The 17,426-nt window shown below is 37.9% G+C and carries 17 protein-coding genes; all 17 read left to right on the top strand.

Annotated features, from left to right (window positions below; genetic code table 11):
• Window positions 1–33: 33 nt before the first annotated feature.
• The 17 genes from A6E06_RS15820 to A6E06_RS15900 all read left to right on the top strand — a co-directional run bounded on the left by A6E06_RS15820 (window position 34) and on the right by A6E06_RS15900 (window position 17,423).
• The gene (locus A6E06_RS15820; RefSeq protein ID WP_065594137.1) at window positions 34–1,491 is read left to right on the top strand and encodes an MSHA biogenesis protein MshI; all 1,458 of its coding nucleotides are present in this window, start codon (window positions 34–36) and stop codon (window positions 1,489–1,491) included.
• A complete protein-coding gene (gene gspM / locus A6E06_RS15825) occupies window positions 1,491–2,129 on the top strand; it encodes a type II secretion system protein GspM (protein ID WP_065594136.1) in 639 nt (212 codons plus the stop codon). The genes A6E06_RS15820 and gspM overlap by 1 nt, the downstream gene beginning before the upstream one ends.
• Before the next feature lies 1 nt (window position 2,130).
• Window positions 2,131–2,466, top strand: coding sequence for a type IV pilus, mannose-sensitive hemagglutinin D (MSHK) (locus A6E06_RS15830; RefSeq protein WP_065594135.1), 336 nt, complete (start codon window positions 2,131–2,133; stop codon window positions 2,464–2,466).
• A gap of 11 nt (window positions 2,467–2,477) precedes the next feature.
• The gene (gene mshL / locus A6E06_RS15835; RefSeq protein WP_065594134.1) at window positions 2,478–4,103 is read left to right on the top strand and encodes a pilus (MSHA type) biogenesis protein MshL; all 1,626 of its coding nucleotides are present in this window, start codon (window positions 2,478–2,480) and stop codon (window positions 4,101–4,103) included.
• Window positions 4,104–4,113: 10 nt separating this feature from the next.
• Window positions 4,114–4,962 carry an ExeA family protein gene (locus tag A6E06_RS15840; protein ID WP_065594133.1) on the top strand — a complete coding sequence of 283 codons (849 nt, stop codon included), beginning with the start codon at window positions 4,114–4,116 and terminating at the stop codon, window positions 4,960–4,962.
• Window positions 4,959–6,062 carry a lipopolysaccharide assembly protein LapB gene (locus A6E06_RS15845; protein WP_176703440.1) on the top strand — a complete coding sequence of 368 codons (1,104 nt, stop codon included), beginning with the start codon at window positions 4,959–4,961 and terminating at the stop codon, window positions 6,060–6,062. The genes A6E06_RS15840 and A6E06_RS15845 overlap by 4 nt, the downstream gene beginning before the upstream one ends.
• The gene (locus tag A6E06_RS15850) at window positions 6,062–7,786 is read left to right on the top strand and encodes a GspE/PulE family protein (RefSeq protein WP_065594132.1); all 1,725 of its coding nucleotides are present in this window, start codon (window positions 6,062–6,064) and stop codon (window positions 7,784–7,786) included. Before A6E06_RS15845 ends, A6E06_RS15850 begins: the two co-directional genes overlap by 1 nt.
• A 9-nt stretch (window positions 7,787–7,795) precedes the next feature.
• Window positions 7,796–9,022 carry a type II secretion system F family protein gene (locus A6E06_RS15855; protein WP_065594131.1) on the top strand — a complete coding sequence of 409 codons (1,227 nt, stop codon included), beginning with the start codon at window positions 7,796–7,798 and terminating at the stop codon, window positions 9,020–9,022.
• 2 nt (window positions 9,023–9,024) lie between these two features.
• Window positions 9,025–9,474, top strand: a complete 450-nt coding sequence (locus A6E06_RS15860; protein WP_065594130.1) for a type IV pilus, mannose-sensitive hemagglutinin protein MshF — start codon at window positions 9,025–9,027, stop codon at window positions 9,472–9,474.
• An 88-nt stretch (window positions 9,475–9,562) separates the two neighbouring features.
• Window positions 9,563–10,126, top strand: a complete 564-nt coding sequence (locus A6E06_RS15865) for a prepilin-type N-terminal cleavage/methylation domain-containing protein (protein ID WP_065594129.1) — start codon at window positions 9,563–9,565, stop codon at window positions 10,124–10,126.
• A gap of 143 nt (window positions 10,127–10,269) precedes the next feature.
• Window positions 10,270–10,737 carry a prepilin-type N-terminal cleavage/methylation domain-containing protein gene (locus A6E06_RS15870; protein WP_065594128.1) on the top strand — a complete coding sequence of 156 codons (468 nt, stop codon included), beginning with the start codon at window positions 10,270–10,272 and terminating at the stop codon, window positions 10,735–10,737.
• A gap of 119 nt (window positions 10,738–10,856) precedes the next feature.
• Window positions 10,857–11,456 (top strand): prepilin-type N-terminal cleavage/methylation domain-containing protein, encoded by a 600-nt coding sequence (locus A6E06_RS15875; RefSeq protein ID WP_065594127.1) that lies wholly within the window; start codon window positions 10,857–10,859, stop codon window positions 11,454–11,456.
• A complete protein-coding gene (locus A6E06_RS15880) occupies window positions 11,453–12,034 on the top strand; it encodes a type II secretion system protein (RefSeq protein ID WP_065594126.1) in 582 nt (193 codons plus the stop codon). The genes A6E06_RS15875 and A6E06_RS15880 overlap by 4 nt, the downstream gene beginning before the upstream one ends.
• Entirely contained in the window at window positions 12,034–12,771 is a 738-nt protein-coding gene (locus tag A6E06_RS15885; RefSeq protein WP_065594125.1) for a type II secretion system protein J, read from the top strand. Before A6E06_RS15880 ends, A6E06_RS15885 begins: the two co-directional genes overlap by 1 nt.
• A complete protein-coding gene (locus tag A6E06_RS15890; protein WP_065594124.1) occupies window positions 12,761–13,198 on the top strand; it encodes an MSHA biogenesis protein MshP in 438 nt (145 codons plus the stop codon). Before A6E06_RS15885 ends, A6E06_RS15890 begins: the two co-directional genes overlap by 11 nt.
• Complete coding sequence (locus A6E06_RS15895) at window positions 13,195–16,257, top strand: DUF6701 domain-containing protein (RefSeq protein ID WP_065594123.1); 3,063 nt, start codon at window positions 13,195–13,197, stop codon at window positions 16,255–16,257. Before A6E06_RS15890 ends, A6E06_RS15895 begins: the two co-directional genes overlap by 4 nt.
• Before the next feature lie 122 nt (window positions 16,258–16,379).
• Window positions 16,380–17,423: a rod shape-determining protein gene (locus A6E06_RS15900; RefSeq protein WP_065594122.1), complete on the top strand. Its 1,044-nt coding sequence runs from the start codon at window positions 16,380–16,382 to the stop codon at window positions 17,421–17,423.
• Window positions 17,424–17,426 lie beyond the last annotated feature (3 nt).

Genomic DNA, 17,426 nt, shown 5'->3' on the forward strand with positions numbered 1-17,426 from the left:
TTAATAAAGTAAGAGATGAGAGATGAGCAGTAAATGAATATTATGGGTGCATTTAAGAAACTGAAACTCTCTCGTTCAGTGAAAATTACGACATCTATTGTGATACAACAAGGTGGTATTTATATCACCAAAAGTGATAATGAAGATGAACTTAAAGAACAACACTTCACACCAATAGATCGCCCAAATGAATGGAAAGAAGGGATTGTTGAAGCGTGCAATCAAATGGGTCTATCTGATTGCAAAGCAAATATTGTGGTCGGTTCTCATCTATACCAATCCTTCCAGATTGATTCCCCGAACATACCAAAAGAAGAGCTAGCTGGAGCATTACCATTTTTAGTTAAAGATCTTATTTCAGATCGTGTGACTGATATTGTGGCTGATGGCGTAGAAACTTCTAATGGAAAAATGCAAGTCTATATTTCCCCATTTTCGATGATCAAAACATTGGTGGATTTATTACTTCCTTTGTCAATCGAGATAGGAAGTATTACTCCTGATGAATTAGTATGGGGTCACTCTAAGAAAGATGAAGGTAGCTTCATGCTACTTACTTACAGTAAAGCTGCAGAATTTAAATTATTGGCTTTTAATGGTGAGAACTTACAGCTTAATCGTTCTTTACGTGGAATTATGCCTCCGTTGACTGGTGATTTAGCGGATAGTTTTCAGTTTGATACCTTAGCGTTAGAGTTACAACGTTCACTGGATTATTTAAGTGCACAATTGCATGGTCTTAATATAAACCATTTATATGTTCGATGTGATGATGAGGATGATGTTCTTTTAGTCTCAGAGCTGAAGAAACGACTTGGCGTTCAAGTTGCACCACTATTACTGGATGAGCCTAGAGTCTTTCGAGCGGGTGAATTACTGGGTTGGCTTGGATTGTTTCATCAACCAAGCGTTAATTTATACAGTGATAAATTTAAACCGCAAATTAACTACTTTTCCTTACAAAATATAGTCATTAGTTGGGGAGTTGGTCTTCTGCTAGCGAGTGCTTTTGTTGGGTATTACCAATATCAGTTAAGCCAATTAAATGAGAATATTGCTCAATTATCCTCTGAAGATAATCGTTATCAACACGATCTTGTAACCTTAAATCAAAGGCTCGAGAGTCATAAGCCTTCGGCTGCAAAATTAGCCGCAATTAAACGCTTGAAAGAGGATGTTCAATCTAAAAAAGCATCATTAAAAGTGATTGATAATTTTGATGATGGTATGCAGATCGGCTATTCGGGAATAATGAGCAGTTTAACTCAGTTAGGAAAAGGGAATATATCGCTCACTAAAATTCATATCTCTGGTGACAATGTTAGTTTTACCGGTTTTGCTCGCTCTCCTGATGTCGTACCTAATTGGGTTAAAAGTTTTGAAAATGAATTGCATTTAGTTGGTCGAACATTTGATCAATTAGAGATTAAAACGGATGAAAATGGTCTGGTGTCATTTATTTTAAATACTAAGACAGCAGAGGGTAAGTAATGGAATATTGGATTAAAGCCAAAGAGGCATTCTCTGCATTATCACAGCGCGAAAAAATACTGATTACTCTTGTTGGATGGGTAGCGGTGATTTTTGTGTCATTGACCGTAATTATTGAACCTAAAATAGCAGAGCATCAAAAAGCACAGCGAGATGTTACCCGTTTAACGAATTCAATTAATTCATTAAAACAGCAGATAGAATTAGCTCAATTTAGATTACAAAAAGATCCAAATGTTGAGATAGATAAACAATATCAAGCGTTGACTTTGGACAGTCAAGATCTGGCGCAATTGTTATCAACTAGAATTGCAGCGTTGGTCTCGCCTAGTCAAATGGCTCAACTACTAGAAACGGTGTTGCAGCAATCATCAAAGCTTAAGCTTATCTCTATGAGTACTTTGCCTTCAGAAAGGTTATTAGATGAAAATAATAATGCAGGCTATTACATCCATCCTGTGAAATTAATATTGTCAGGAAAGTATTTTGATATAGAAGCCTATCTTTCTAATTTAGAAGAGTTACCAGTGAAATATTACTGGCGAAATTTCAATTATACAGTAACCAATTACCCCGTAGCTGAATTGACTATTGAGATATATACACTCGGGTCTAGTAAAGGATTTATTGGCGGTTAATATGAAGAATGTGTTTTTAATTTTCGTGTTGTTTTCAACGTCGATTTTTGCCTCTGATACAACAGTAGGACATGATCCTACGGAACCATTAAGTTGGTTAAAGCCAGAAATTGTTAAGAAAAAATCAGTAAAGAAACATCAATACTTTCCGTCTTTACAAGCGATTAGTTGTAATGGTCAATTTGACTGTAATGCCGTGTTAGACGATAAGCCGATGAAGAAAGGCGATAAAATATCTGGTTATACCTTGTTAGCTATTAACGAAGAAAGCGTTTCGATTGGTCGTTCTGGTAAGCAATGGAAACTTTCTCTATTTTCTCAAGATATTAAGAATTAAGGTTTGCAGTAATGAAAGTACGTAATGTCATCATTGGATTCATGGTCGCGTCGCTAAGTGGTTGCTCAATGGGCCATCGTGATCCTGTTGAAATTAAACAGACCTTAGATAAATCAATTAATGAAAATGGAGGAGGGTTATTAACTGATCTCCCTACGTCTGTTCAAGCTGATCTCATGCCTGATTTTAGCGTTCAAAAAATTGAGATTGAAGAGCCAGTTAAGCGCTTTAGAGTAAAAGCTAATAATGTGAATGCTAAGGCTTTCTTTACTAGTTTAGTGAAAGGCACTGAATATAGCGTGGTAATACATCCTGCGGTTTCAGGGCGAATTACTATGAATGTTAATGATGTCACATTGGATGACGTTTTATCATCAGTCGAAGATCTTTATGGCTACGAAATTATAAAATCAGGGAAAATATTACAAATTTACCCTGCGACGATCCGAACGGAGACGCTCCCGATTGATTATTTACAATTAACTCGTAAAGGGCGCTCATTAACAACAATAACTACAGGGTCGATTACAAATTCAGACAGTAATTCAAACTCTGATAATAGCTCTAATTCAACGAATAGCTCTTCATCTACAGCAACGGGTGGCACTGAAATTGAAACCATCAGTGAAAGTGATTTTTGGAAAGAGTTAGAAAAAGCGGTTTCTGTAATGATAGGCAATGGTGAGGGTCGAAGTGTGGTGGCTTCTCCACAAGCGAGTGTGATTACGATTACGGCATCACCCGATGAATTGCGAAAAGTAAAACAGTTTTTAGGGACGTCTCATAAGCGATTACAACGACAAGTTATCTTGGAAGCTAAGCTATTAGAAGTCACATTAAGTGACGGTTACCAACAGGGTATTAATTGGTCGAACCTAAGCGCGTCAATTGGCGGAACGGATATTACTTTTGGTCAAACGTCAGGTCTGACTAATGGTATTTTACCTGGCATGGATACGATTGGTACTCTCTTAGGCGGACAAACCAACATTAAAATTACGGATGGTAATTTTGATGCAGTCTTGAGTTTTATGGATACTCAGGGTGACTTGAATGTACTTTCAAGCCCTCGAGTCACGGCTGCGAATAATCAAAAAGCCGTGATCAAAGTTGGACGAGATGAATACTTTGTAACAGAGGTATCAAGCGTCACTGGTAGTGGTGATAATTCAAATGCATCCCCAGAAGTCACCTTAACGCCATTCTTCTCTGGTATTTCATTGGATGTGACACCTCAAATTGATGACAAAGGCAATGTAATGTTGCATGTACACCCATCGGTTATTGATGTTGAAAATGAAATTAAAGAAATTGACCTTGGTGATGTTGGTGGGGTACTTCAATTACCATTAGCAAAAAGCTCAATTCGTGAATCCGATTCGGTGATCCGAGCAAAAAGTGGCGATGTAGTTGTTATTGGTGGTTTGATGAAATCACAAACCGTTGATCAAGTGTCAAAGGTTCCATTTTTAGGGGATTTACCAGCATTAGGTCACCTATTTCGTAATGTTAGTAAGTTAACTCAAAAAACAGAATTAGTTATTCTGTTAAAACCAACGGTGGTTGGCGTGGATACATGGCAAGAAGAATTGGAGCGATCGCGTGATTTATTACAAGAGTGGTTTCCTGACGAATAATCGTTAAGTCATGTATGAGCAACATTTTGGTTTAAAGCAACTTCCCTTTACTTTAACCCCAAACACTTCCTTATTTCATGGATTGTTGCCTCACTATGAGGCAATTCAGATTGTGCTGTCTGCAATATCGATGGGTGAAGGGATAATTAAAGTCACAGGAGAGATAGGTACAGGAAAAACATTGGTATGTCGAATGCTCATGAGCCAGCTTCCGATTGATGTTGAACTGCTTTATTTACCTAATCCAGTGATGAATGGGTATGAATTACGTCAAGCACTAGCAAAAGAGCTTTGGCTTGAGCAGGATGGTGATGGAATCGCGCTAACAGACCGTATTCATGAAAAACTGATTGATTTACACGCGAAAGGAAAAGCGGTTGTTGTCTTTATTGATGAAGCACAGGCGTTGTCTGATGAAGCTTTAGAAACACTACGCCTCTTTGGTAATTTAGAAACTGATTATAGTAAATTACTGCAAATTGTTCTTTTTGGACAACCCGAGTTAGATGAAAGATTAAAGCAATATCATTTACGCCAGTTGAGACAACGAATTACTTTTTCTGCAACGTTACGTGTATTGAATGTAAGTGAAACTGTTGCTTATATTGAATATCGAATGAATAAGTCTGGTTGTGAACATAACCTATTTACTCTTTCTCAAATGAAAGCAATTTGGCGAGCAAGTAATGGTGTACCACGTATTATTAATCAAATATGCCATAAATCATTACTTATTTCTTTTGCTGAACAGTTAGATGTAGTGTCATCAAAATCAGTATTTAATGCGATTTTAGATACAATAGATGCGATAAAACCTAAGTATTATTTCCCCAAGTTTTGGGGCTGGAGATCATCGTGAGTGCAACAAATAAAGCCTTACTCAATATCACAAAAAAAGACACTAATTTTGGGCCTAAAAATGGGCTATCTCCAGCACATGTTCCAAATATAGAATCAAGGTTTAAGGCTCCATTTTTCTTTGCCGTGGGAGTGGTTAGTTCATTGTCTCTAATTGGATGGGCTACCTTTAATCATTCACCTGAATTGGTCGCCTCAAATAATATGGAGCAATCTATTGCTTCTGGTTCTGGTGCCATTTCTACACAATCGTTACTTGCATCGACGTCACCGACACAAAAAAATGTAACAAAAGAAGTGAGTGCTATTTATACCGATACGACACTAAGTTCCTTAACCGCTCATAAAGCGATTCCAGAAAACAAACCAGAGCAACAAGCAGTACAAGCTATTAAACCAATAATAATGGCAACTAATACAGGTATAAACACACCTAAGACTAAACAGTCCTCAATTATACCGCCAACCATTCGAGACGAAGAAGCTCAAGATTTTCAAGTTGAAGAGGTAGAGTTATTGCCTTCTGACTTAGCACAAAAAAGCCGAGATGCTGCAAAAAAAGCATTAGATAGATCGGACTTTAAAGAAGCGATTAAAGAATATTATACCGTTTTAAGATATCAATCTAGCGATGAAGAATCACGTAAAAAATTAGCCGCGTTACTTTATGGGAAACGAGAAGTACAAGAAGCGGCAGCGATATTACAGCAAGGCATTAAACTCGATCAGGATAGCGTTAGTTTACGTTTGGCATTAGCCAGCTTATTACAAAAAGAAGAGCAAATAGAGGCGGCATTGTCGGTATTAGAATATATTCCTCTGGATGCTAATGTGGATTATTTAGCGACCCGTGGTGGCTTAGCGCAAAAACTAAAATTGATGGATTTGGCAAATGAAAGCTATCAAATGCTGATAAAGAAAGAGCCTGAAAATGGTCGTTGGTGGTTGGGTTTAGCGATTGTTTATGAAAGAGAAGCGAAAATACAGCAAGCGTACGAGGCTTATCAAACGGCGTTAATTAAGCCAGGATTGTCTCGTTCATCTTTGGTTTTTGTAAGAGATAGAATAAAACTATTAGCGACAATGGAGGGGAATAAATAATGCGTCTTAAGTTAAGAAAAAGACTTGGTGATTTATTAGTCGAAGAAAACATTGTCACTGAAAAGCAAATTGAGCAAGCGTTACTCGCGCAGAAAAAAACAGGCCGAAAGCTGGGTGGAACCTTAATTCAATTAGGTTTCTTGTCTGAAAAACAAATGCTTACTTTTCTATCTCAACAATTAGATGTGCCTTTGGTTGATTTGAACCGAGCTGATATTGATGCTGCAGCAGTGCAATTGTTGCCCGAAGTTCATGCTCGACGATTACGAGCTTTAGTCTTGAGCCAACAAGGAAACTCGATTCGAGTTGCCATGAGTGATCCTGCCGATCTCTCAGCTCAAGAGGCGTTATTCTCTCAGCTGCAACAATATCAAATTGAAATGGTGATCGCCTCAGAAAGGCAGTTAGTAGATAGTTTTGATCGCTTTTATCGTCGAACCAAAGAAATAGCCTCTTTTGCAGAGCAGTTACAATCAGAGCATCAAGATAGCAATGATTTTAATTTTGGAATTTCAGATAGTGATAATGACGAAGTTACTGTTGTAAAACTCATTAACTCATTATTTGAAGATGCAATTCAAGTTGGGGCGTCCGATATTCATATCGAACCCGATGATAAAGTACTACGCTTACGTCAACGTATTGATGGTGTATTGCATGAAACGCTACTCAATGAAGTGAATATCGCATCAGCTTTAGTACTTCGTTTAAAATTGATGGCAAATTTAGACATTTCAGAAAAGCGCTTACCTCAGGATGGGCGTTTTAATATTAAATCTCGCGGACAATCGGTGGATATTCGTTTATCTACTATGCCAGTACAATATGGCGAATCGGTAGTAATGCGTTTGCTTAACCAAACATCAGGGGTTCGTGAATTAGAATATTCAGGGTTACCTGAGCATCTTTTGGTACGCTTTCGTAAACAATTACGTCGTCCTTATGGCATGATCTTGGTTACTGGCCCTACTGGGTCGGGTAAAACAACGACCTTATATAGTGCATTGAGTGAGTTAAATCAGCCGAGTAAGAAAATAATTACCGCGGAAGATCCAGTTGAATACCGCTTGCCTCGAATCAATCAAGTTCAAGTGAATAGCAAGATTGATCTCACTTTCTCGAAAATTTTGAGAACTTTCTTACGTCAGGATCCAGATATAATTTTAATTGGTGAAATGCGAGATCAAGAAACCGTAGAAATTGGATTGCGAGCAGCGCTGACAGGGCATCTAGTATTATCAACATTACATACCAATGATTCCATAGACAGTGCGTTACGTATGATGGATATGGGCGCGCCGGGTTATCTTGTTGCTAGTGCTGTTCGTGCTGTATTAGCACAACGATTAGTAAAGAAAGTGTGTCTTGAATGTTCTGGTGTAGACCCTCTGGATGAGGCTCGTAAACAATGGGTGCAAACACGTTTTCCTAATCAAGTATCAGTGCCATTTCAACGAGGTTATGGCTGTCAAAGTTGTAATCTAACAGGCTATCGTGGACGTATTGGTGTCTTTGAATTATTAGAATTAGATCAGCCTATGATGGATGCGTTGAGAGCGAATGATGCCGTTGGTTTTTCACAAAAAGCGCGTCAAAACCCAGAGTATAAACCACTTTTAGCATCAGCAATGGAGCTTGCTATGAATGGCATAATAAGTCTTGATGAAGTCATGGTACTAGGTGAGGGCGATAATGCCGCGTCACATCAGCCAATCTTAATGTAGGCATAAATCATGGCAATATTTAAATATAACGGACGAAACCGTCGTGGTGAGAAAGTATCTGGCTCTATCGAATCAGTCTCTCCAGAATCGGCAGCAGAACAATTGATGAATGATGGAGTGATCCCTACATCAATTAAAGCAAATAAGTTTGGTGGTAATTCAAAGGCAACTGATTGGAAAAAGTGGTTTCAACCAACGATCCCACTTGAAGTGTTGGTTATTTTTTGTCGTCAAATGTACAGCTTAACTAAAGCTGGAGTGCCGTTGTTGCGCGCAATGAATGGTTTGGCGAAAAACAGTAATAATAAATTATTAAAAAATACGCTTGAAGAAGTGACTGCAGATCTAACTAATGGACGTAGTTTGTCGGTCTCCATGCAGCAACATCCTCATGTATTTAGTTCTTTGTTTGTTTCTATGATCCATGTTGGCGAAAATACAGGCCGCTTAGATCAAGCATTAATGCAATTAGCTAATTATTATGAACAAGAGATGGAAACGCGCAAGCGAATTAAATCGGCAATGCGTTACCCAATATTTGTTCTTACGTTTATTTTATTAGCTATGTTTGTGTTGAATATAAAAGTGATCCCTCAATTTGCTAGTATGTTTTCTCGCTTTGGTGTTGATTTACCATTACCAACACGCATCTTAATTTCGACGTCGAGTTTCTTTGTTAATTATTGGCATTTTTTAATCGCAGGAATGGCAGCAGCTTTGTTTGCATTTCAGGCTTGGGTAAGCCAACCCAAAGGACGAGAAACGTGGGATAAGTGTCGATTACGTTTTCCTATTGTGGGAGATATTGTGACTCGCGCGCAAATGTCTCGTTTTTCAAGAACGTTTGCATTAATGCTTAAATCGGGTGTTCCACTGAATCAATCGCTTTCACTTTCTGCTGAATCGTTAGGAAATAAGTTTTTAGAAAATAGATTGCTTGAAATGAAAAGTGGCATTGAATCAGGTACGAGTATGTCAGTCACGGCGATGCAAAGTGGTATCTTTACTCCTTTGGTTGAACAGATGATCGCGGTGGGTGAAGAAACGGGACAGATAGATGATTTGTTATTAGAAGTTTCTGATTTTTATGATCGTGAAGTTGATTACGACTTAAAAACATTAACGGCAAGAATAGAGCCTTTATTATTACTTATCGTTTCGGGTATGGTTTTAATATTAGCATTGGGTATTTTCTTACCAATGTGGAATATGTTAGATGTCGTAAAAGGGTCATAGTTATGTCTGCAACCCGTTTTATATGGGGCGGCCTTGTTCTTATCTTTGTGGCCATTATTTTATATCAATGGCAACAAATGGAACCTGAAGTTGAAGACGCCGCCTTACTAATGAGTAGCCGAGAAATATTGTCATCAGCGAATGAGTTTAAAAATTACTGGGTTGTAAATGGGCAGCCTAAATCAATTGTTAAAGATAATGTAGACATTACATTTACCCCATTAGGCTGGCCGATCACACTTAAGGATAATGAATTAGATTGTCAGAAGTGGTTATATATTTTGTTACCAGAAAAACAAAAAATTTATACAGATTTTATTCATGTGTCGAAAAAAAAGGCGGATATGTTACGATTCGGCTGTAAGTATAGTATGTCGAATGGTAAAGTAATTTCCGTAATGTTGGTTAATGGTGTATTTAAGGTTAACGTCGGTTTTTTGAATAATAATTAAGTTGGCATTTTTTTGACGAACGCTGTGTTTTTTTATGTAAAATCCCTTACAATTCAGAAAGAAAATAGAAAGAGAGAGAAGCATTATTATGAAGTACCAAAAAGGTTTCTCACTGGTTGAGCTAGTGATAGTGATAGTGGTAATAGGTTTGTTGGCTACCGTTGCACTGCCTCGATTTTTAGATGTTAGTCTTGAAGCGAAAAAAGCAAGTATTGAGGGAGTTGCTGGTGGTTATGCTACCGCTGTTCTTTCTGCAAGAGCACAATGGGAAGCAGAAGCTCGCCCGAGAACCAATGACTACAATGCAGTGAGTTACGATGGTACTGAGTTTTGGTTAACTGACCCATCAAAGGCGAATCAAACCGATTTTCGTCCCGGCTACCCAATCTCTCCCCGTGAAGATTTAGATGGCAATGACACTGGCAGTTATCCAACAGCATTAACCGCCAAAGAATGCATATTATTGATGGAAATGTTATTACAAAATGCACCGTACGTTACTGATGATATTAACGATAATAAAGCGAAATATTTAGCTGAAGTTGTTATTGATAATAGTCGTAATCAATGTAAATACACACAGCAAGAGAACGAAGGTCATTTCTTTACTTATGAACCTGAATCCGGCCGTGTAGTGGTAACGCTGCAATAATAATTTGAATAATTAATGCGTATTTAATTTTCTAAATCGTGTTAATTGATAAATAAGATAAATCATATTTATATAATTAGTTTTAACAACAACGATGGCACCATTTAAGTACCATCATATTTATAATAAAAGAGAGAAGTAGCATGAAAAGACAAGGTGGTTTCACACTTATTGAGTTGGTAGTTGTTATCGTTATTCTAGGTATTCTAGCAGTAACCGCAGCACCTAAATTCCTTAACCTGCAATCAGATGCGCGTAAGTCATCACTGCAAGGTCTAAAAGGCGCAATGTCAGGAGCTTCTGGTATTGTTTATGGTAAAGCGGCGATTAATGGTGTAGAGACGGCAACTTCAGAAACAGATGTCGATGGTATTGCTACTATTTATGGTTACCCAATGGCAACGTCAGCAGGTATTGAAGCGGCTGTTGTTGGTTTGACTGCTGATTGGGATGTTGTAAGTGCCGCTAGCGTTTCTGGTGGTATTTCTTATACATTTAAAGGTCAGTCAACAACTGGTTGGACAAATGCTAGTGGTTGTTATGTTAATTATGCCCAAGCTACAACTGTATCTTCTGGTGTGACTGTTTTAGTCCGTGATGATAAATGTTAATCTAAAATAATTTTCAAAAGCCAGCGATCTCCGCTGGCTTTTTTGTATCTAAAATTAACAAAATCTCGCTATCTCTATAAATTTCGTTATCCTAGTAACAGGAGACAATAAGGTAACGGATGATGACTTTTCCCCTCGCAGTATCTCTACAAAAACAACCAATAAAAACAAAAGGTTTCACATTGGTTGAGCTGATTGTCGTGATCGTCATTCTAGCGATTATTGCTATTTATACCTCCAGTAAATACATGGGAGCGAGCCGTTTTTCTTCGGCAGCAGCGCAAGAGCAAGTTATATCAATCTTACGCCACGTTCAAATTGCAGCAATGCAAACAAATACGTCTTATCAGAGTAATTCTTGCCGTTCAATTTTTATGGCAACGAATCAATTTGGCGTGTCTCAATCTTGTCAACAGCAAGGCATGTCTAGCGCGGCACTTTCTGATTATTCTAAAGATACGAACCAACAGCAATTAGAGCTAATTCAATTAAGCTACGATTTTAATTCAGTAAACACGGAAGTGCTTATTTCTGGATTGTCATTTGATTTATTAGGCCGACCAAGTATTGCTACATCATCAGCGAGTTCGACATTATGCATAGACAAGGATTGTAGAATAACGATTACAACGCCTTCTTCTAATGAGAGTCGCTCAGTCTGTATTAACCGTGAAGGGTTCATTTATCGTTCTATTCAAGATACTGGATGCCAACTATGAATTTGAAATCTACCTATCAGCAAGGGTTGACCTTAATAGAATCAATCATCGGTATTGTGATTTTAGGTTTTGCATTATCAGTCTTGATTTCTGGCGTGTTTACCTCTTCAACGACGTCTCATCAAGCCACCTATCAAGCACAAGGTGCTGCGCTTGGGCATTCAGTGATGACAGATATATTAAGTCGGCAATTCGATGAACATAGCGATCCTAGCGGTGGGCAATATCGATGTGGGGAAAAGGATAACGATGATAAATTAATTACTTGTACGGAAACGCTAGGTAGAGAAGAGATAGATCTAACATCGTTTTCATTTAATGATGTGGATGACTTTATTGGTTGCTGGGGAGATCTCTCAATATGTTCATCAAGTAATTTACCGTCATACCAATTAAATCAATTAATAGATGTCACTAGCGCGGATGAATATAAGAACTTTACCGTAGAAATTACAGTAACGTATACCGACATTGATGCTTCTAATACTGAAATTACACCGTTTAAAAAAATCGATGTCATCCTTCATGCGAGCGAATACGCGAAATATACCTTTAGTGCTTATAAGGGGAATTATTAATGAAGAGAAAGAATGGGTTTACCTTAATCGAATTAATTTTAACCATTGTTGTTGTGGGTATTGTTGCACTTGCTGCGAGTAATACGCTGCAACTCGGCTTTCAAAGTTATAACGACAGTATTGATCGGCAAGATAATCAAATGCAGGCAAAGTTTGTTATTGAAAAACTGAGTCGAGAGCTGCGTCATGCGGTACCGAATAGTATTGAAATATCAAGTTCTCAAGAGTGTGTTAGTTTTATTCCTGTAGAGGCAAGCGCTTTTTATTTAGCGTTACCGCAGTTTAATGAAAAGCAAATAGATACGGTTTTACTCTCTAATAAGACGGATGTAGTTGCTGGTCTAAATCTTACGATTAACCCAAGTAGCCAAAATGACTTAATGGCAGTCAACGGGTCTCGTTACGTTACGATTGATTCAATTTCTGTTTCTGGTGGGGTATCAACCCTTGCCTTTTCTACCATTAATAATCCTGCTTTTATTTCAAGTTCAGTTTCTGGCCGTGCTTTTATCTATAAACCTGAAACGATTACTTATTGCATTGGTAATGGCAAGGTAGAACGAAGGATTCAAAATGTGACAATTCAATTGGCTGATCATATTAACAATGGTCGATTTGTTTTTGAGGCAGCATCTGTGCATCGCAACTCTATGCTTAGAATGGTATTGGTTTTTGAAAGTGGTATAGGTGAAACAACCGAATATCAACATGATGTGCAGGTGATAAATGTACCGTAATCAAGCAAAGCAAAAAGGTAACCTGCTAATCATGTCTATTGTCGTTATGGTTGTTATTGGCTATTTATCATTAAATTTATTGAAGGTCGAAACCAGTAATTCAGATACGGTTTCAAAAGAAGTCTTAGGAACCCAAGCTTGGTTTTTAGCGCACTCTGGTGCTGAATGGGGTTTGGTTCAGCTCTTTCCGCTAGGACTATCGGGGGCTGATGATTCAATTTGTGATGGGATTGAACGAAATCCGAATATGGCTTTAGCAAATAGTGGATGCAGTCACAACCCTAGTGTTACATGTGATATGACGGAAATAACTTACCATGGCGAAACGATTCAATATTTTCAAATAAAAAGTAGAGCTATTTGCGGTTCAGGAATTAATGAAGTAATGCGCATTCAAGAAGTATGGGCGAAGGAGATACATCAATGAGGAAGTTACTCTTTATATTATTTTTTTTATCATTTACTACAACAGCAAAAGTTTATGATTTATCTGATCCTACTGTTTCTCTTTGTAATGGTTCTTTAACCGGGAACGTCTATCGATGTGTGGGTGCGCTAATTCTTCAGAAAAACGATTCTGTTATTGTAAGTAATGTAGATTTAATGGATGTAGAGTTGATATCTAATGGCAGTGCAAAGCTTGATAGTAATAAAATAGGAACAAATGAGCAGCCGATTCATATCAACTCTCTCGGTGGTGAAGTCATCATTGAAGGAAACGGTAATGAAATTTATGGTTTTATTATTGCACAACGGAACATTAAGTTAAAAAATGTAAAAGTGGTTGGGAGTATTATTAGTGCAGGTGGCGAGGTCATCATTGAAGGTAGTAATAATGAAATCGATGGGAATATTCAAGCTCAAAGTAATATTAAATTAAAAAAAATCAAAGTCATTGGAAATGTTATCAGCCACGGAGATGATATTATTATTGAAGAAAATAATAATGAAATCGATGGAAATATCCAAGCACTCCGTAATGTTAAATTAAAAAATACGAAAGTATTTGGAGATGTTACTAGTGAAGGCGGTGAGGTGATTATCGAAGAAAATAATAATCAAGTCATTGGTAATATTATGGCTCACAGTAATGCAAAACTAAAAGAAGTATTAGTGTGTGGAACAATCACTTCTATAGGTGGCAGTGTATCAGTTGAAAACGATAACAATAAGATATATGCAAAAATAGATGCTATTAATTCTTTTGGTAAAGTGACCCTCAAAAATAGTGAAGTGTGTGGTGTTGTATCCTCTCAAGCTAATATTTATGATTATCTAAATACAACATTATATTGTGGTATAGATAGCACAACCTGTATAGATAAACCCGCATGCCCAATAAGCTCTTCAGACGATATCTGTAATGCATCTCCTCCTAGTGAAAACTATATACTTACGATAACCCCAAAAGAAAAATACAGTTTAGTTTGTAATGACGTTGAATTTAATGTTTTAGTTATGACCGATTCAGGCACTCCAACGCCAGTTATTGGTAAAAGAATAACCCTTCAATTTGATGAATCAAAACTTACACTCTTAAGTTCAGATTTAATTACTGACAACAACGGTGAAGTGACATTATTATTTTCAAAATTAAATAAGGAGAAGATAGAAGATATTGTCGTTAAGGCCAGTTTACAAAGTGATTCAAATGTAACTGATGAAGGTGAAGTACATTATGTTCCTTATATGTTCGAGACATCAGCAACAAAAGTCATCGCAAATCAATCGCATTTTTTTGACATAGTCGTATTAGCTTGTGGTAATGATGAGATTGGTATAGTTAAAAATTACAAAGGAACAAAGCGATTAGACGTATCTTCTTATAAACTCATTCAACCAACGGAAAGTGATGGTATTCGTACGGATTTTGAACTTTCGGGTCAAACTAACCCAAGCAAAATTGAACTTATTTTTGATGAAGGTAAAGCATCAACAAGCTTAATGTACCAAGAAGCGGGCGCGATTCATTTTACCTTGAGTGATCCAAATTTTATTTGCCCGCCTAATTTTGATTGTAATGATTACCCTGTGGATTCTGATTTATTATCAACAACCGTCAATGTCGAATCTCGTCCTTGGAAACTTGTTATTTGTAGTGATATCGCTGTCGATGGAGATAGTTCTGGTGGTTCTGCGTTAGTTGCTGCTGGTGAAAGGTTCTCTGTAAAGGTGAAACCAGTGAGATTTGGTACCGCAACTGATTTATGTCAACTCCCTGTGACTCAAAATTTCTTTAAATCATCAGCTCCTTTTTCATCTATATCACCATCATATGAGCTAAGTACTCCAACTAATGGAGTTAAAGGCACTTTAGCGCCATTAGTTCCTATTAATAATGATGTTTACGTAGGTGTCGGTAGGGATAGCTATTACGAATTTAATAATATGACCTACTCAGAGGTTGGAAGTATTTTATTTAAATCTGAAGCCTTAAGTCCTATTTTTTATGATGGGATTCTAGGGGGGATTGAGTTTGGTGATCTTTCTATTGGCCGGTTCTATCCAGCCTATTTCACTATCACTGATACATTGTGGGATCACCCTGAAAAGCAAGGATCTTCGGAAGGAACTTATACCTACATGGCACAGCCTTTTGATGACGTAAACTTTGCTGTTACGGCCTATTCTGAGAGTGATACGACCGTTAATAACTATGGGTTGTTTGATACAAGCATAAAAGCCAGTTTTTCATTAACTGGTGATTATAATGAACGGTTAAATATTGCGTCTTCCGATTTAGATAATACCCATTGGAGTAATGCGACTTGGGAAACACCAGACCTTTCAAAAGGTGTTATTTGGTCAAGAAAAAGTGCATCAACGCTGGCTGGTAATATAACGACAACCGCTGATGGTCCTTTTAATGATGGCGTTAATGCGATAACAACGGCATTGAATTTAGCGATAAGCGGTGTTGACCCCGTTTCTTTTGATAAAACCCAAGAAGTACTAGAGCAAGAATTATTATCACAACCTAAAGTTCGTTATGGTCGAATGGTGCTAGACAGTGTTGGGACATCAGCCGGTCAAAGTGTCATTGTTCCATTGCGCGTTGAGTTCTGGAATGGTGGTCGATTTGTTGTTAATGATACTGATAGTAAATCGAGTTTTGATGGTGAAAAACATGAGAAGCAAACTATATGGCCAGATCCAACGAAGCAGAGTTCATCTAAATTGGTTGGTCGTGGGGTTATCGTGAATGGGAACGACTCGATTTCTTTGATTGCAGAACCTGATAGCCGTATTTTACGTGAACAAGTACGATTTTGGCTATGTTTAGATCCTCTTTCTTCAATAGGAGGGGGATCGAATGTGAACTGTCAGGGTGTTTCTGGGTCGAATGAGGAACAGCCTTGGTTACAATACAATTGGCGAGGTCAAGGTGATGAAGATCCATCAACTGTCGTTACCTTTGGTATTTACCGCGGAAATGATCGCATTTTATTTCGTGGCGAAAGTAACATAATTGGTACTTCTAACTAAAATATTAATAAATATCCTGATTTGCTTCAGGATTATTAACCAATGCCTTGCTGATTAGGCTAGGCATTGGTACATTTAGATATATTTATCTTATTCTCACGTTTTCAGGAAATACGAAGATTATGTTCAAGAAACTTCGTGGCATGTTTTCAAACGATCTATCGATTGATCTAGGTACTGCCAACACACTTATTTATGTAAAGGGTCAAGGCATTGTTCTTGATGAACCATCAGTAGTTGCTATTCGTCAAGACCGTAATGGATCTACGAAAAGCGTTGCAGCTGTTGGTCATGAGGCGAAACAAATGCTAGGTCGTACTCCTGGTAATATTTCTGCTATCCGTCCAATGAAAGATGGTGTTATTGCTGACTTCTATGTGACAGAGAAAATGCTTCAGCATTTCATCAAACAAGTGCATGACAACAGTGTTTTACGTCCAAGCCCACGTGTATTGGTTTGTGTTCCTTGTGGTTCTACACAAGTTGAGCGTCGTGCAATCCGTGAATCAGCACAAGGTGCTGGTGCTCGTGAAGTGTACTTAATTGATGAACCAATGGCGGCAGCAATTGGTGCGGGTCTTCCTGTATCAGAAGCAACAGGTTCAATGGTTATCGATATAGGTGGCGGTACAACAGAAGTTGCTGTTATCTCACTAAATGGTGTTGTTTACTCTTCATCTGTACGAATTGGTGGTGACCGTTTTGATGAAGCGATCATTAACTACGTACGTCGTAATTACGGCAGCTTGATTGGCGAAGCAACAGCAGAGCGTATCAAACACGAAATTGGTTCAGCTTACCCAGGTGATGAAGTTCGTGAAATTGAAGTGCGTGGCCGTAACCTTGCAGAAGGTGTTCCTCGCAGCTTTACATTAAATTCAAACGAAATCTTAGAAGCACTTCAAGAGCCTCTATCAGGTATCGTTTCAGCAGTGATGGTTGCACTAGAGCAGTGTCCACCAGAGCTAGCTTCTGATATTTCTGAACATGGCATGGTATTAACGGGTGGTGGTGCACTACTTCGTGATTTAGATCGTTTGCTTACTGAAGAAACGGGAATTCCAGTTGTTGTTGCTGAAGAGCCCCTAACTTGTGTTGCTCGTGGCGGCGGTAAAGCATTAGAAATGATCGACATGCACGGTGGCGATCTGTTTAGTGAAGAGTAATAA

It is taken from the genome of Aliivibrio sp. 1S175, assembly GCF_001690985.1.
Taxonomy (GTDB): domain Bacteria; phylum Pseudomonadota; class Gammaproteobacteria; order Enterobacterales; family Vibrionaceae; genus Aliivibrio.

Bases quoted from the DNA above. Each gene is read 5' to 3' on its own strand.
- A6E06_RS15820 (WP_065594137.1), top strand. From the start codon at position 34: ATGAATATTATGGGTGCATTTAAGAAACTGAAACTCTCTCGTTCAGTG.
- gspM (WP_065594136.1), top strand. From the start codon at position 1,491: ATGGAATATTGGATTAAAGCCAAAGAGGCATTCTCTGCATTATCACAG.
- A6E06_RS15830 (WP_065594135.1), top strand. From the start codon at position 2,131: ATGAAGAATGTGTTTTTAATTTTCGTGTTGTTTTCAACGTCGATTTTT.
- mshL (WP_065594134.1), top strand. From the start codon at position 2,478: ATGAAAGTACGTAATGTCATCATTGGATTCATGGTCGCGTCGCTAAGT.
- A6E06_RS15840 (WP_065594133.1), top strand. From the start codon at position 4,114: ATGTATGAGCAACATTTTGGTTTAAAGCAACTTCCCTTTACTTTAACC.
- A6E06_RS15850 (WP_065594132.1), top strand. From the start codon at position 6,062: ATGCGTCTTAAGTTAAGAAAAAGACTTGGTGATTTATTAGTCGAAGAA.
- A6E06_RS15855 (WP_065594131.1), top strand. From the start codon at position 7,796: ATGGCAATATTTAAATATAACGGACGAAACCGTCGTGGTGAGAAAGTA.
- A6E06_RS15860 (WP_065594130.1), top strand. From the start codon at position 9,025: ATGTCTGCAACCCGTTTTATATGGGGCGGCCTTGTTCTTATCTTTGTG.
- A6E06_RS15865 (WP_065594129.1), top strand. From the start codon at position 9,563: ATGAAGTACCAAAAAGGTTTCTCACTGGTTGAGCTAGTGATAGTGATA.
- A6E06_RS15870 (WP_065594128.1), top strand. From the start codon at position 10,270: ATGAAAAGACAAGGTGGTTTCACACTTATTGAGTTGGTAGTTGTTATC.
- A6E06_RS15875 (WP_065594127.1), top strand. From the start codon at position 10,857: ATGATGACTTTTCCCCTCGCAGTATCTCTACAAAAACAACCAATAAAA.
- A6E06_RS15880 (WP_065594126.1), top strand. From the start codon at position 11,453: ATGAATTTGAAATCTACCTATCAGCAAGGGTTGACCTTAATAGAATCA.
- A6E06_RS15885 (WP_065594125.1), top strand. From the start codon at position 12,034: ATGAAGAGAAAGAATGGGTTTACCTTAATCGAATTAATTTTAACCATT.
- A6E06_RS15890 (WP_065594124.1), top strand. From the start codon at position 12,761: ATGTACCGTAATCAAGCAAAGCAAAAAGGTAACCTGCTAATCATGTCT.
- A6E06_RS15895 (WP_065594123.1), top strand. From the start codon at position 13,195: ATGAGGAAGTTACTCTTTATATTATTTTTTTTATCATTTACTACAACA.
- A6E06_RS15900 (WP_065594122.1), top strand. From the start codon at position 16,380: ATGTTCAAGAAACTTCGTGGCATGTTTTCAAACGATCTATCGATTGAT.